This window comes from Methanosarcina sediminis (assembly GCF_052056915.1).
GTDB lineage: Archaea > Halobacteriota > Methanosarcinia > Methanosarcinales > Methanosarcinaceae > MTP4.
Genome location: NZ_CP195119.1, coordinates 3,966,278 through 3,981,993, shown reverse-complemented (window position 1 = coordinate 3,981,993; position 15,716 = coordinate 3,966,278). Strand labels below are relative to the sequence as shown.

Here is a 15,716-nt window from a genome sequence, read left to right as displayed (position 1 = left end):
TTTATTTTTTGAAGTAAGTCTCTGTACTATTTAATATCAATGATGTCAAAAACAATGAAATAAGTTCATACATATTCAAGTATTTGCCTCTGTTCGGCTACAGATTCTTTTAATCCAAGATTTGCAGATATATCTCTCCTCATATACTTTGGTTGCTTCATCAACTCTATAACATCTAATTTATTTCGATTGGTATTTTTGAAGTTGGGATATATCTCAATATCAACGTCAATAATTTCATTGATTTCTTCTACTATTTCCCTGTAATGACTTAATCCGTGGAAATAAATTTTATCATATTGAGTAAGAACAGGAGTTAACTCGTTTACATACTTTTCAACATCATTTTTTTCCATTTTTTGCTCATATAAAGGAATCTTCTTCCACCAAGGTATCAATCCATACTTTGCACTAAGAATTCCTAAATCTACTATAGGAAGATCATGGACGCAATTCCACCATGATTTGAAAATGGGGGATTTTGAATATCTTTTGTATGCTGGAATAAGTCCCTCAGCATTGTCTTTGCTGGCTGTACAAGTTGTAAAGACAAGTATTTTAGGTACTTTTTCTTTGAAATGTTTGTAAAATACATGAGTATTATGAAATCCCCTACGGCGATTTCTATTGTTTCCCCTAAATATACAAACTTCAACTTTATGCTTTTGACAAATAGGGCAATCACAACTTTCCCATGGTTTATCTTCTAAGGTTCTAGCATATTCCTCGATGTATTTTGACTCCCCAGTTTCGAGCTCATACTTTGATAATTTTTTTATCATTTCGCATAACTCTACTTGATCACTATCATATCCACGAATCGAGTTTAGAACATCCTGTTCTAATGACTTTAGGTCTTTTTCGTACTTTTCAGAATAACGTACGCGAATGGCCGAATAGCGTTCATCATAAGTTTTAAAGTAATTACTAGTTGAAGCTAACCAAGCTTTTCTTAGCATACTGGCAGAATCAAAACTTGTAATGCCCGCGTTTACAAGATCATTAAATAGCTCTGCTCTTGCAAAGCCAAAAAGATGAACATCAACCTTTTCTGTATTTGTCTGCTCAAATTTTTTGATGGTTTTTCCCAGTTCATAAACTAACTCCTTTATGAACTTAGTATTCGTTTTTGCTATTCCCCCTACCCCAATATATCGAAAGCCGGAATCCATGAGTTGCTGGGCAGCTTTCTTGTATGTATCTATATCCCATCCCTGGATGGCACCAATTAGGCGGAAGTTTTCATAATACTTATCTTTCTCTTCCCAAAGTTCAAACATTTTGCTTGCATTTTCTAAGGTAATCTCATATCTGAACTCTTTATCTTCCATTTCCTTGTTAGTTATAATGTGATCAATAGTCACACCATTGGTAACTTTAAGATCATGGTAAAAGTCTAAGGTACCTTTCGGTTCATACCTGGGTACAGATTCTTGTATATAATCAAATGCACCACAATCAGAAATTGTATCAATATTTGGAGGGATTTCCAGATATTCATAAAATCCAACTTCTCGTGCTCTAGACACTTTCTTTTCAGATTTTTCAAGTTGAGCTCGGGAAACTAAAACTCCGTCTATAGGTACCTTGTTCCATCCAAAAATATGCCAAATATAATCGTTTTGCCGAACTTCTGGTGTCCCAGAGACTGTGTCAGTTTCAAAATCATAATCTCGATCGACACAATCATCCCATTCAGGTATGAAAAACTTCAAGTTATTCTCCTCTTAAGATACAGATATCTTAACATTTGGTAACATTTCATTTTAAAAAATGGAAACCTTAACTTCACTAGTGACCATTAATATAATAGTTTTTCTGCAAAAATTAATATTTCATTTAAAAAAAGGTTTAAGTTATAAAATGAGCAAAAAATAGAAATCAAGCATGTTTTGCACATAAAATAATCATTATATTAAGAGAGTTGATAATCATATTCTTTATCTTATGGATACCTCATTGGATATCTGTTTTTTTTGCATCCCCATCTAAGATCGCAGATATCACATGTTTCCTTATCTGGAATATCCTTTGGGGCTTCCCACGAGTCATGCACCCTACAACGCTCAATTTCTTTAGCTGTTTCTGAAAAAGATTTTATTGCTTCATTTATTTGTTTCATGTTCAAAGGGTTTCTAAAATCAATCTCATAAATAGCTTGAGTAGGTCTTGAAGTCGGCTCATGAATAGTATTTAACTCGTTCATGAAGTAAAGTACACCTTTTAAGGGATATTTTCCATTTTTTAATTTATAAAGTTCCGCATATGCTAACATTTGAAATGTATATCTTTCCAGTTTTTTTAGCCCCGAAGGTGTGCGAATATCGGGAAACTTAGATCCCTTATAGTCCCAAATTTCGACGGATTCATAATTTGGAATTTCTTTTCCTATCGAAACATCCTTAAGTACATCCACCACTCCATGGATAACATAATCTCCCTGATCTGCTTGAAGAGAGCATTCAGAGTCTATTACATTTGGATAAAGATTAGAACCTTCCACTTTGTTGAATATTTTAATAACCTTTAATGCTACTTCTCTTATGTCAGAATTTATTGCACTTATTCCTCTAGCTCTGAGACTATCTTCTACTTCATTGAAGTAAAACTCTACATCATCGTCTGAGGGGATTTTACCAACTGTTTTAGGATCCAATAATCCTGAATAATGCAAATGTAATTTGTCTAACACTTGATGAATTATCGTTCCAAACCAAATCTGGACAACATGAGCTGGTTGATATTTTCTAATTACAAAAAAACCGTATTGTTTTGGGCACAACTGAAATGATAATATGTCAGAAGTTACACTATATGTTTCTTTAATAGTTATATCGGTTTTATCAGGTATAGTTCCAAGAGTTAGATAATTACTCCAAGACATATTTAATCCCTCGACACATCATTTGCAATATTTGTAAACATATGCCTATTGTTCCCGATTATTCCATAGCCAGCGCCTCTTATTTGTGATTTTGTTACTAAATGAATCAAGGCGTATTGTGGTCTAGAATAAGCCACATAATAAAATCTTATAAGATCTTGTTCTGCTCTTTGATTTTCAGTGAATTTAACAAAAGGCGGTTTATTTCTAAAATCTGCCAATATATTCTCCAGTAAAATGGAGGAATCTGGAGATGGGGTGCGGTTTAAATCATAAACAAAAACAAAAGGAAATTCTAGACCCTTCGCTTGATGAACTGTCATAATGGGTAGTCTATCGGGCGGACAAATAATTGCTTCATCTTCAGGGTCATTCATTCCTTTTGAAACCAAAAGTCCTGTGAGAGAATAATAAAAATTTTGTCTCCATCTAAAACTTATTTCTCCAGCAGATGATGAACTTGTTCTTAAATTACCTCTCGTGTTTGAATGAGAATTTTGATAAGGAATTGAAGAATAAGTCTCAAAAATATTGGATAACTTTCCAAGTCTATATGTCTTTTCTGCATCATCTGACCAATTAGAGAATGGTTCATGTGCTAAAATTCTATAAAAAATTTCCAAAATGTTGACATTCAACCAAATATTTTTTCCTTTAGATTTTATGTTTTTTATTGATTCATTAACATAATTTGCAAGTTCTGAAAATTCATCTTCCCTATTTTGATATTCACTTACCCATTCTCTAACTACTCGTTGAATCCCATTTCCTCTTACAGCATCCAAAGCGTTCAATTCTGGATCAACTATAGAAATAAATGCACCTAGAGCGATCATGATTTCTTCTTGATCTAAGAATGTCCTTGATCGTGGGTTGTATGGTTTAATACCCACGTCTCTAAGTGCTTGAGCAAATGGACCAGCATTTCTTGGAGTTTCTCTTACACTTCTCATCAGCAAAGCACACTTACTTGGTGTAGTTATTACGTTATTATCAAGAAGGTATTTAACAAAATTTGAGAACTTGTTGGCTACTGACGCTATATTATCTCCGGTTATATAAGCTACAGAATGATAACTGCCGGAAATTCCACTCTCTGGATCTAGTGGAGGTTTGTCATTAACTCTCGCACCTTTTTGCTTCATTACACTAAAAGAATTAATGTATGAATCATAGTAACCAACTATTGACGGATGAGATCTATAATTTTTATTTAAAAAAGTTGGTTCGATCTTTGACTTTTGATAGCCATAATATGTTTCACATGCCTCATTAAAAGTGACCATGCAGTCAACAGTCCCCCCCCTAAATCGATACAACGCCTGATCGTCATCTCCTACTACACATAAGTTGTGAGTGTTTTCTGCTAGTTTAAAATATATTTTTTCTTGAATCAGGTTTGTGTCTTGATATTCATCAACCATAACATACTGAATACCAGGATGATTCTTCGAACCGTTTCCTTTCAAGAATAAAGAGCCAAGTTTGCTCTCCAAAAAGTTAATAAATTTGCTCTGTAAGTGGGCAAAATCACACCGTCTGTTAACCTCTAATTTAGCGGAATAATCTTCATATGCTTCATATAAAAGTTCCCAACTATTGCCAGCGTTTTTAACCTTATCTATATCGATCATGTCCTCAACGATTCTGTTAAAAACAGATATTGAGGCATCTGTTCTCTTCCATTTATTTGGTAATTTGGTTTTGTCATTCCAACCTCTGGATTTAGAAATTGGATCGAAACCTGAGAATAAAAATTCTAATTTTTCCCATAAGGGAAGATACTTTCCGGAATTATCTCGTGCTAATTCTGGGTGCTCATATATGAACAAATATTGCTCATTCTCATCCAGTAGCCTGTAATTTTCGTACTCTGGAGTCTTGTAGTCTAACATGATGTCATTGCATAAACCGTGTAAAGTGCCTATCCGCAAGCTGTGTATGTCAATCTGTTGTTCTAACCCCGGATTTTCCTTGAAAATATGGCTTGTATACCTTAAAATCCTATCAAAAAGATTTTTAGCAGCTTTTTTTGTGAATGTTGTTATTATTATAGATTTTGGATCAATCTTATTTACAAAAATTAATTTTAAAGTTCTAATCACTAAAACTTCAGTTTTTCCTGAACCAGGACCTGCGACGATCCATAGAGGGTCGTCTTCATGTTTTACAACCTTTAATTGTTCATCATTCAAAGGGTGCTCTAAAACTGGTTCAATAATTTGCATCAATTTTTGTAAATCCATGGCTTTACCTTCATTTTTTACATGAAGTTTGGGTGTTATAATGAACCCCCCATTTGTCTAGAGAGCGTCGGAAAGTCTGAAATCCATAACTTATCGCATACAGTCATTGAAATTTAAATAAGTTGATAGACATCATGCGGAATTATTAAATTTATGTGCAATAATCAAATTGGGCAAATTTTAGGAAATTATGGACTTTTCCGACGCTATCGTCTAAGTGATGGGTATGATTTCAAATTTTATATAGTAGTTAATAAGTTATCATTATTTATAATTATTTATTTAATTTTGCCAATATATTGACCTACTTTATAGCCTAAATTTTAACTAGTTCCATGAGTCAAACTGAAATCCTCATACAAAATGAGAGAGTAACTCACAAATATAAGGCTCCAAAAAACGTTCATTCAAAACTCCCAAAAGTCGTCTGGACCTTCCCCTTCATCGGATTTTTCCCCTGCCTGAATTCTTCGATCTTTTCCGGGTTGTTAGCCAGATATGCCAGGATGTCCCCATGGCATGGGTCAGGCCAGCACCAGCAGACGAGAACTTTGCCTGACAGTTCCCCGGGGATTGCCCTCAGGAGGTCCGGCCTCTTTCTCAGGTAGGCCTGGTGCTTTTGCATTACTTCTTCCCTGGTCCCGTCCTTGCCGATTGCAAAGGGGCTGCCCCATTTCGTTGTACGGTCGATTGTGACGGCGTTTTCTTCCCCATAGATCGACTTGCAGCGCTCAAGTTCCTTTGTCTGGTTTTTCCTTTTGCTTCGGACGAGGGTTTCTTTGACTTCAGCCATGTTATCTACGAGTAAAGTTTACGGTTTCTGTGAACTACCCCTCCCTGTCTCCTTCGGAGCTGAGGAAGGGGCTTCTTGCTTCATTTCCCCTAGCAACCTAGACGAATCCACAAGCTTAACCCCACGTTCCATAGGGATTATATGACTATCAAATTTTGATCTTGCAAAGCAAACTTTTTAATGTTTATAGCGGCGTTTATGTCCCTATCATGTTTTGTTTTACATTCAGGGCAAACCCATTCCCTTATTTCTAGAGTTATGTCCTTATTATGATAGCCGCAAACATTACACAACTTTGTTGATGGTTCAAATTGTCCAATTCTCAGAATAGTTTTTCCGTACCATTCGGCTTTATACTCCATTTTTGTAATGAAGCTTGACCATGAAGCATCATTTATAGCCTGTGCAAGACTGTGATTTTTTACCATGTTCTTGACTTTCAGAGTTTCAAACGCTATGGCTTGGTTCTCGCTGATTAATCTTGATGAAACTTTGTGCTGAAAATCAGTTCTTTGATTTGTTACCTTTTCATGGATTTTGGCAAGTCTTTTTATTGCTTTTTTCCGGTTATTGGAGCCTTTAACTTTCTTGCTTACTTGCTTTTGAACCACTTTAAGACGTTTTAAGGATTTTTTAAGGTACTTGGGATTATCAATTTTTTCCCCATTGGACAAAACAGCAAAATCCTTAATTCCAACATCAACCCCGATAGTACTTTGTTCTGTGAATTTTGGCTTTTCGGGAACTTCTTTTCCATCATCCACAAGAATACTAATGAAATATTTTCCTGTTGAAGTTCGGGATAATGTTGCCGTTTTTAATTTGCCTTCAAAAGCCCTATGCAAGACTGCTTTTAGTTCCCCAATTTTAGGAAGTTTTATTATATTTTTATCGAAGTTAACTTTGTAATGTTGTGGGATTTGGAAAGATTGAACAGGATTTTTTTTAGACTTGAACTTAGGAAATCCTGCTTTTTCCCTAAAAAACTTAGTAAAAGCAGATTCCATATTTTTGTTTGCCTGTTGTAAGGATTGAGAATATACATCCTTTAACCACTCATTTTCATTTTTAAGTTCTGTAAGCATATAATTAAGATCATAGGCAGATAGTTTTTGATTAGCTTCTTGATAGTACTTTATTTTAGTTTCTAAAGCCCAATTATATACAAACCTACATCCTCCGATATGTTTATTTATCATTTCCCTTTGTTCTTTATTGGGAATTAATCGGTATTTGTAGGCTTTCAACATACAATCCATTTATATATTATAAGCAGTACATATAGACGTTGCTAAAGAAATGTATTGAAGTTTACGCATTCATCTCCCACCTGCCAGCCTTCGGCTGTCGAGGAAGGAGTCTTCTGCTTTTAAAGATAAAACATAAACTGTAGTTTTGATACTCACATTTATTCAATCGTCTCAAAAATGACCTATTTTTGAAAGTGGGGTCGAAAGCTGAGTCAAGACTGATTGTTGCGAAAAATAAGGCAGAGAAGGGCGGAGGGGAGGGACGAGAAAGTGATCCACGAAAAAGGAGGAGCCGGGAGGGAGGGTAGGAGGAGCCGCCCGGAAAATATATAAAAAGAGTTATCTTAGTCAGGTTGAGCGAGGAAGCGGGCGGAACGAAACAGCCCCCAGAAATCAAGCTCCAAAAATCATTAAGGAATGAGTCACATATAATATCAAGGATTTCAAAATTTGAGAATAAACCACGGATGAACACAGATGAACACGGATGGCTTAAAATCTGTGTCTATCCGTGTCCATCCGTGGTTCTTTAACGGGAAACCCATAGAGCACTCCTGATCTGAAAATCTGAAGTTATATTTTCACCATTCCTAAACAGGCTCCAGAGAGTCAAAACTGATTGTTGCAAAAAATCAGGCAGGGCCGGGCGGGGAAAAGAAAAAGTGATCGGCAAAAAAGGAATAACGATTGGAAAAAATTATGCAACAATCTCGTCAAAGCTCAGTTCTCCGGCGGCTACGGGATGCAAGAGTAGTTTGGACTCGTGAAATTTTTTCATGACCACGTCTATTTTTCTTGAAACTTCCGGAGTATAGTAGGCTTCTCCGCAGTTTTCACAGACATAGGCGGAAACATCTTTAATGGCAATGAACTGCTCTCCAACTTTTGCCACAAACTCGGTTTTACCTTCGACGAGTTTACCTTTACAAAAACTGCACCTGTCAGGTTTCATTTTTGATCCCTCCTTAATACATGGTCTATCCGTTTATTTTTTTCCGGGATGTACACCGTGATTATTCTTATATGGTCTTCACATTCTGCTACCACAACATGGCAGGGTCTACCCTCAGAATACGCAAAAAACAAAGCTGATGGACATGGCTCGTCTTCAGGGTATTCCTCAATAATCTGCCCCTGAAGTATAACCTCTTTTATGCTTTAAGTTGAGATGTTCCTTTGAAACATGCGGCTTCGAGCATGGTTTGAAACAATGAAAGCGTCTTCTTCAAGAAAATACTTTAATTTACCATGGCTGACACTCATTTCTACCCCATCATGAACCTAATAATAAACTTATAACCCTGGTTCTAAAATTCTAAGGAATGGTGAAAATATAACTTCAGATTTTCAGATAAGGAATTACTCCATTAATGAGTATCCCATTAAAGAACCACGGATGGACACGGATAGACACAGATTTAAAACCATCCGTGTTCATCTGTGTTCATCTGTGGTTTATTCTCAAATTTTGGAATCTTTGATATTATATTTGACTCATTCCTAAGCGCATAAATTTGCACCCTGGGGATTTTTCATGAACTCTGGACCTCCCATCCCCTGGCAGTTAAGTTATTTGCATGGGCTATTCCTGTAGTTGAGGGTGCGGCATTTCCGGTTAGATCCAGGTACCCATGATGAGTATTATAAGAATCCAGTGTTTGGAGTACCCCGTCTACTGCTGTTTGGTCCAGTGAATTACGGCTGGCATTTAAATGTATTAAACCGGGGTCATCGGAAATATCCAGACTTGTGAGTTCATTATTATAAATTTGCACAACAGCTCTTCTACCAGCAGGGAAACACCCGGATAAATCAGCGGCACTATAATGGTTGTCGTATGCCCGGACTTTGTATAAATCTTTGGAATCCAGGTGTAGAGTCCCGCTTTGATTCCCGTTCCAAACAAAATAATCTTCCAGGACCGGGAACTGGCCGGATGGTAATGCGCCGGTCATACGTGGGTTAGCCCCAACACATACATGCCATGTATTAGCCCCTGTAGTACCCCAATTTATTGTATATGTTGAACTTCTCTGGGATGCTCCGCGAAGGTCAGCCAGGGCAGGAGCCTCTGATAGGTCAAGATAAGATATTTTGCATCTTTCGAGGCAAAGCCTGGTCAGAGATGGAACGTTACTGAGCCTGATGCTGGTCAATGATATACAATAAAAACACTCAATCGTATGCAGTTCCGTGAAGTTACTGAAATCCAGCTCAGCTATCGGATTATAACTCGAAGCCCATACCTGGAGGTACGGTGCAACATTTTCCAAACCGGTAACAGCTATTACATTCTGTTGTTCCAAACTTTCTATTGTACCGGGACCTGGAGTTACTCCCCCATCCGAACCGTCATAACCTATATTGATCTTAGTTACTGCACTCCATGGTGTTACTACCAGAGTGTTTGATCTTGTCCCCTCTGAAGCAAAATTTACAGTAGGAGCCGGAGAATCAGATGTTGAACCATCACCAAATACCCATTTAATTTCAGGATTACCCGTAACTGTGATAATTGGTGAAAATGATGACCCGGTAGTAACAAACGTAATACTTGCTTCGGGTGCTGGAGCTATCACCTCTGCATTTGGACTGGAGCTTGAATTGCTCTTATCCGATTCAGGTGTTGGAGCTATCACCTCTACATTTGGACTGGAGCTTGAATTGTTCTTATCCGAATCTGAACTCGTACACCCCAGAGTCGAAGCAACTAAAATAATAATGGCTAATAATCCTGCAAATTTAATCCCGGAAATTCTATTGGGAAATCGCATAACAGATCTCCTGATATTATTTTCTTTGAGATTATTTTTTATGTAAATTTACATTATTTTCGAATAAAGTGAGCTTAGAAAATACTTTACATTTAAGGCATTTGCAAATGAGCTGCCAATTATAGTCAATGACCCAAATTCCCCCCAATCTCAAGTGATAGTTTAGCCACAGAAAGCACAAAAAGCACGGAAAACACAGAAATAAGGAAATAGGTTCACAGTCCTTCCATGCTTTCTGTATCTTTCGTGGTTATAAAGTAATTGTAAATATTTACGTTCGGAACTATAAATATGTTTCAATGAACAATTGATTCTGAAAACCTTTGATAACGTTTACATATACTCGAATCTTCCCCGGTCCCGTCCTTGCCTATTGCAAAGGGCTGCCCCATTTCGTGGTACGGTCGATTGTTACGGCGTTCTCTTCCCCATAGATCGGCCTGCATCGCTCAAATTCCTTTGTCTGATTTTTCCTTTTGCTTCTGACGATGCTTTCTTTTAACCCCGTAAAAAACAGGAAATGAGAATTCCGGGGCTCTGGAATTCAGCTCAAAAACTTCGTTTCTTTTAAGCCCGTGAAAAAACAGGAAATGAGAATTCCGGGACTCTGGAATTCAGCTCAAAAACTTCGTTTTTCTTCAGGGAATCCGGTTTCACTTTGCCAGAAGCAGGGCTTCTCCGCTAGAAAAGTTAATTTCTTTGATTGAACCCGTAACCGTCATCCTCTCCCCGAGAATCCCGGTAAGCTCAATTGAGTCGCCTTCAACCACTATTTTTGCTACGGATTCCATAACCTGTTCGCGTTCTTCTCCACGAAGCATAATGACGTTCAGTTCACACATTTTACAGTTCTCCCTTTACTTCATTTATTTGCGCTTTTTTACTTACGTTTTGTTTAAGTTACGTTTTGTTTAAGTTACTTTTTGTTTAAGTTGCGTTTTGTTTAAGTTGCGTTTTGTTTAAGTTGCGTTTTGTTTAAGTTGCGTTTTGTTTAAGTTGCGTTTTGTTTAAGTTGCGTTTTGTTTAAGTTACAATTTCATTTTTACATTATATTAACTGTATATATTTAGAAACCCGGAACAATAAAAAGATGCCGGAAAAAATCGACAGGATGACCGACTGGATAATCAGCAGGATAATTGGCAGGATGATTGACAGGATGGTCAGCAAGATAATTGGCAGAATGGTCAGCAGGATAATTGGCAGGATGATTGACAGGATGGTCAGCAGGATAATTGGCAGAATGGTCAGCAGGATAAGCGGGGGGATTGGCAGGATAAGCGGGAGGATGATTTGCAGAATATGAACTGTTGGTTTGCCAGCGAAAAAATATGGTTGCTGCAGGCCAGGCTGCAGCAGGAAAGTTAAAGCCGCATCCCGAAGGTCACGGGCAGTTCATCAGTTTTGCAACGGACAGGCCTTCTTCCACGTCCAGGGAGTCCGCGACACATTCGCATTTCGTGAGGAGGAGGTAGGCAATGGGCCCGAAGTTATGTTCGGAGAGGGTCTCGTAGTTTGCCATGCCCTTGCTGATGATGAGGGTTGCGTTTTTCATGGCCTCCAGTAACTCATTGGGAGCTTCCTCAACAAGGACACCGATAGCGTTGGACCCGGTGGTAAGGACCCTGTCTACCTTCTTATCGATCTCGTATTCCCGGACATCTTCCATGGTCACGTCGGTAAGGATCGGACCACCACGGACCACGAGGGTGATTTTTCCGCCGAGCTTTTTGATGATGTCAAAAACGAAGATGTCAAAGAGGATCTCCCCGCAGTTGTCGGCAATATAGACAACGTCTTCCATTAGCCCGAGCATCTTCCGGGTCTCGTCCACATCGAGCCCTTGCTCGAAGTATTTCTGGAAGGCAGCCTCAAACTTGTCCTCGCTGGCATCAAAGCCCATGATCCCGAAGTCAAAGTAGTTCGCAATAACGGAAGCAAGCACGGCCCGCTTGAAAATTTCCGCATCATCGGGGTTTCCTTCGTAAATTTTCTCCCTTGCGAAGGGCAGGACTTTTTCCGCAGCCTGGTTGATCAGTTTCTTGGTAACGGCATAAGGGTCGTTGTCCCCCAGGACTTCATAACATTTCCTGTGGACTTTGGTGGCAACAACGGAAGAAACGGCATCAGGACTGTAGTTATCATTCAGAACGCAGAGACACTCACGAATTGTTTTGTTTATAAGGTCTTCATCATCCGTAGACAGCTTGGACTGGAAGTGCACTCTGGAAAGCATACAGTAGGTACATCGAGGGCTTATCTTCATGGGAACATTACCTGTTTTTTTATTAGAAGTATAGATTTTTCCGGGATGTTCATGTATATTTGTTAGAAATGTAATATGAAGCTACGCAAACTAAAGAAAGTTAAACCTTTAAAAAGATACCCAAATCAGGGAGAATACGCAGCAAAACCCATTATTCTAACCGGAACCAATTATTTATCCCGGATGAATAAAAAAAGGTGCAAAAGCAAATTCTTTATACATGGCACCTAAATTAATTTATAATGAAACAAGGAATCCCGAAACACCGCCTCCTTTCAGCGGCAATCCTTTTTGCAGCTGCCTCTGTTTTTTTCGCAATATTTCCCTGCCCGGCCTTCGCCCTTACCGAAGTGGAAATAAGCCCGGTGCAGACCCCTAACGGCGCCGTACTCTTTATCGCAGACGGCATGAGCGCTCCTTTCGTATATCCCGAACTGACCCCTTACGCCCTGGACGGCAGTCCCCTTGAAAGAGCCAGGCTTGAAGCAATTCCCGAAATCAGCAAAGAGAGCGCAAAAGTCCTGGAACTCCGCGTCCCACAGACCTTTACGGGAGGTGGACATTCGGTCCTGGTTACGGGGAACCCCGGGGCGGACAGTGAGATGGTTAGCTTCAGGGACGCCACCCTTTTTGATGTTTTGCATGAGCAGGGCTACCTCTGCATAGGGGTGATGGAAAAGGGGGATTCCTGGTCAATCTGCGCCGAGCATGACGCCATCCTGAGAGACGAAAAAAACTCAATTAGTAAACTGGCGCCCACCCTTGAGAGCTACGAACACAACCCCGGCCCTTCGAAAGTCCCGCCCGGGCTGCTTAAGCTTATGGAAGAAAAGGCAGCCGGGGCTCCCGGCTATGTGAGCTCGAAAGAGGCAGGGGAAAGGTACAGCGGGTACAACAGGTGGGGCATCGATACGGCCTATGCCCTTGTGGAATACATGGCCAGGGAATATCCCGGACAGAAATACCTGCTCACGGTCAACGTGGGAGCCGTGGACATGAGCGGGCACTACCGCGGCAACTACGGATACCTGGACTGTATCGAAAACCTGGACGCCGATCTTATGCCCCTCTACGAACTCTGCAAGAGGAACGATATCGCATTCATCCTGACCGCCGACCACGGGATGGCTTTTCCCACGGACGATTCCAGGGGAGGGCACCAGGGCGAAAAATACTCCGTATCCGATGAAGCCCAGCTGGTTCCCCTGATAGTCCGGGCTCCTGATGTGGAAACAGGAGTGATAAAAGGGGAATTCGGGCAGGAAGATGCGGCCCCTACGCTGCTGGGAGTCCTGAACGTCCCCGGAAAGCCCCGCTTTGCCGACGGGGAGCAGATTGTGCTCAAAAGCTACGTGAACCTGGAGGTAAAACTGCCCGGGGAAGGTTCCGTGGAACTCCTGAAAGCCGGGAAACCTATCGCTTCCCCGGAAAATGACGACGAGTTTCTTTTCCTGGGCCTTGAGCCCGCCTGCACTTACACTGTAAAGGCCACCTTCAAAGGCGAAAACGGTCCGGAAGAAAAAGAAGAAGAGCTGTTTCTGGAAACCAACTCTGTTATCGAATTCAGGGACCTTGTACTGAAACCCGGAGCCAACGATGGTTCCGGAATAGAGAGCGCCACCGCCAGCGAAGCCCGGATTGGGAGTGGTTCCGGCACGGGAAACAATGGAATATTTGGAATAGGTTTCAGGCAACTTATAGGCTATTTCCTGATAGGGATGATAAATCTGACCGGGCTGGTAATTATTGGAAAAATTCTGAAAAAGCCCTGAGATCTGAATGAAGGCTGAAAAAACCCTGAAAGATCTGAAGAATACTGATTAAAGCCCTGAGATCTGAATGAAGGCTAAAAGTCAGGATAGACCTCAGGAGGCTGGAAGGGCTGAGAGAGCTGAAAGGGTTGGAAGGGCTGAGAGAGCTGAAAGGGTTGGGAGGGCCTGAAAAGCTGAAATGATCCTTAAAAAACCTTAAAAAAATTTAAAAAACCCCTGTGGGCCTGGAAAACATCAAAATCCATTTAAGTAATGTCTTATAAAATTTGAATGAGATAGGGGTAGTTGACCTCACCAGACTAATAATAAAAAATCAAGAGGTACTATTTTAATATATATAACAACATATTTAATGTTTGTATATTGAGCTGGCTTCAGGCCACAAACCCCCGGTGGAAGCCGGAACCCCCAATTTTGCGTGATTAAGGGCGAGATGGGCCCGGACCAGAAACGAAGAGGAAACTTTTCGGGGGCTCCACGGCAGTGGAAGTAGGAAGTGATCCGGAATATGGACCAGGATGAGCGTTTCGAACAGGCAGTACGGGTAACGGGCGCAGGGCTGTTCGTGAACCTGGGGCTAACTATATTTAAGCTGTTTGCAGGAATTCTGGGAAACAGCGCGGCGATGGTTGCAGACGCCGTCCATTCCCTTTCCGATTTCCTGACCGACCTGGTGGTGATCCTGGGCTTCGAGATTGCCAGGAAGCCTGTGGACAGGACCCATAACTACGGGCACGGGAAGGTCGAGACCCTCTCTGCAAGCCTCGTCGGGATCATGCTTTTTGTAGTCGCAGGGGAAACTTTTCTTTACGGGCTCCGGAAAAGCCTGCTTGTCATAAATGGGGAGACCCTCCAGCAGCCAGCCCTGATAGCACTGTATGCCGCTGTTCTTTCCATCCTCTCCAAGGAACTGATGTACCATTACACAATCCGCCATGCAAGGAAAATCAATAGCATGGCGCTGACCGCAAACGCCTGGCACCACCGCTCGGACGCCCTCTCCTCGGTCTGTACCATGATAGGAGTCGGAGCCGCTATTTTCCTTGGCGGCAGGTGGACGGTCCTCGACCCTTTGATGGCGGTTTTCCTGAGCCTCTTCATATTCAAAGTTGCCCTGAAGATTTCCTGCAGCAGCGTAAACGAACTTATCGAAGCCTCCCTTGACGAAAAAACAAACGCGGAGGTCCGGGAAATCATCCTGAACACCGAAGGGGTCCGGGCTCATTCGAACATGAAAACCCGGAAGATCGGGAGCAACATCGCCGTGGACGTCCACATAAAGGTGGACAGCGGCCTGAACGTCGGCGAAGCGGACAGGATTGCCCTCCACGTCGAACACTCCCTGAAAAAAGCCTTCGGACCCTACACCTACGTCCTTGTAAAAGCCGAACCCGATATCCCCGAGCCTCCCGTCCACCCCGGAAAAACCGGCGTATGCCTGAGAAAAGAAGCGGAAACCAGGCCTGAAGAGTGGGGGTCCGAAGAAAGGAACCCGAATGAAAACAGGTAACGAAAATATACATATGGAATTCAGCAAAAACAGGATATCCAAAGTGGACCAAAAAACGGCAAGATTGGACACAAAAAGAAACTAATAAAGCCTGCAAAATACTCTTTTCAAGATTTCTTTTTTATTCATGTAGGGGAGGCGCCGCCAGGCAAGCTGGCGAGGGCACTCATATAACACCCGGATCAAAAAACGGTTTCCGGGACCGGATGAAGTAATTCACG

General features: G+C 40.9%; 13 protein-coding genes. 3 read left to right on the top strand and 10 right to left on the bottom strand.

Annotation, left to right across the window (positions count from 1 at the left end):
• Positions 1-65 precede the first annotated feature (65 nt).
• From dpdA to ACSAZK_RS17430, 9 genes are all read right to left on the bottom strand, one after another.
• The gene (gene dpdA, locus ACSAZK_RS17470) at positions 66-1,715 is read right to left on the bottom strand and encodes a tRNA-guanine transglycosylase DpdA (RefSeq protein WP_440955289.1); all 1,650 of its coding nucleotides are present in this window, start codon (positions 1,713-1,715) and stop codon (positions 66-68) included.
• A gap of 230 nt (positions 1,716-1,945) precedes the next feature.
• Positions 1,946-2,884, bottom strand: coding sequence for a PD-(D/E)XK nuclease family protein (locus ACSAZK_RS17465; RefSeq protein ID WP_440955288.1), 939 nt, complete (start codon positions 2,882-2,884; stop codon positions 1,946-1,948).
• 2 nt (positions 2,885-2,886) lie between these two features.
• Positions 2,887-5,130, bottom strand: a complete 2,244-nt coding sequence (locus ACSAZK_RS17460) for a UvrD-helicase domain-containing protein (RefSeq protein WP_440955287.1) — start codon at positions 5,128-5,130, stop codon at positions 2,887-2,889.
• A gap of 403 nt (positions 5,131-5,533) precedes the next feature.
• Entirely contained in the window at positions 5,534-5,923 is a 390-nt protein-coding gene (locus tag ACSAZK_RS17455) for a DUF4326 domain-containing protein (protein WP_440955286.1), read from the bottom strand.
• A gap of 137 nt (positions 5,924-6,060) precedes the next feature.
• A complete protein-coding gene (gene tnpB / locus ACSAZK_RS17450; protein WP_440955285.1) occupies positions 6,061-7,173 on the bottom strand; it encodes an IS200/IS605 family element RNA-guided endonuclease TnpB in 1,113 nt (370 codons plus the stop codon).
• Between the two features lie 697 nt (positions 7,174-7,870).
• A complete protein-coding gene (locus ACSAZK_RS17445) occupies positions 7,871-8,125 on the bottom strand; it encodes a type II toxin-antitoxin system MqsA family antitoxin (protein ID WP_048178469.1) in 255 nt (84 codons plus the stop codon).
• Positions 8,122-8,316, bottom strand: a complete 195-nt coding sequence (locus tag ACSAZK_RS17440; protein ID WP_440957056.1) for a DUF4258 domain-containing protein — start codon at positions 8,314-8,316, stop codon at positions 8,122-8,124. Before ACSAZK_RS17440 ends, ACSAZK_RS17445 begins: the two co-directional genes overlap by 4 nt.
• A gap of 389 nt (positions 8,317-8,705) precedes the next feature.
• Complete coding sequence (locus tag ACSAZK_RS17435; RefSeq protein ID WP_440955284.1) at positions 8,706-9,947, bottom strand: hypothetical protein; 1,242 nt, start codon at positions 9,945-9,947, stop codon at positions 8,706-8,708.
• A 653-nt stretch (positions 9,948-10,600) separates the two neighbouring features.
• A complete protein-coding gene (locus ACSAZK_RS17430) occupies positions 10,601-10,789 on the bottom strand; it encodes a CooT family nickel-binding protein (protein WP_048178467.1) in 189 nt (62 codons plus the stop codon).
• Positions 10,790-11,037: 248 nt separating this feature from the next.
• Here ACSAZK_RS17430 and ACSAZK_RS17425 point away from each other — a divergent pair, with 248 nt between their 5' ends.
• The gene (locus ACSAZK_RS17425; protein ID WP_440955283.1) at positions 11,038-11,253 is read left to right on the top strand and encodes a hypothetical protein; all 216 of its coding nucleotides are present in this window, start codon (positions 11,038-11,040) and stop codon (positions 11,251-11,253) included.
• Between the two features lie 78 nt (positions 11,254-11,331).
• Here the strand turns inward: ACSAZK_RS17425 and ACSAZK_RS17420 are convergent, their stop codons facing one another.
• Positions 11,332-12,213, bottom strand: a complete 882-nt coding sequence (locus tag ACSAZK_RS17420; RefSeq protein WP_440955282.1) for a damage-control phosphatase ARMT1 family protein — start codon at positions 12,211-12,213, stop codon at positions 11,332-11,334.
• Between the two features lie 242 nt (positions 12,214-12,455).
• Here ACSAZK_RS17420 and ACSAZK_RS17415 point away from each other — a divergent pair, with 242 nt between their 5' ends.
• Both ACSAZK_RS17415 and ACSAZK_RS17410 read left to right on the top strand, forming a co-directional pair.
• Positions 12,456-13,985: a sulfatase-like hydrolase/transferase gene (locus tag ACSAZK_RS17415; protein WP_440955281.1), complete on the top strand. Its 1,530-nt coding sequence runs from the start codon at positions 12,456-12,458 to the stop codon at positions 13,983-13,985.
• A 496-nt stretch (positions 13,986-14,481) separates the two neighbouring features.
• Complete coding sequence (locus tag ACSAZK_RS17410; RefSeq protein WP_440955280.1) at positions 14,482-15,495, top strand: cation diffusion facilitator family transporter; 1,014 nt, start codon at positions 14,482-14,484, stop codon at positions 15,493-15,495.
• Positions 15,496-15,716: the final 221 nt, after the last annotated feature.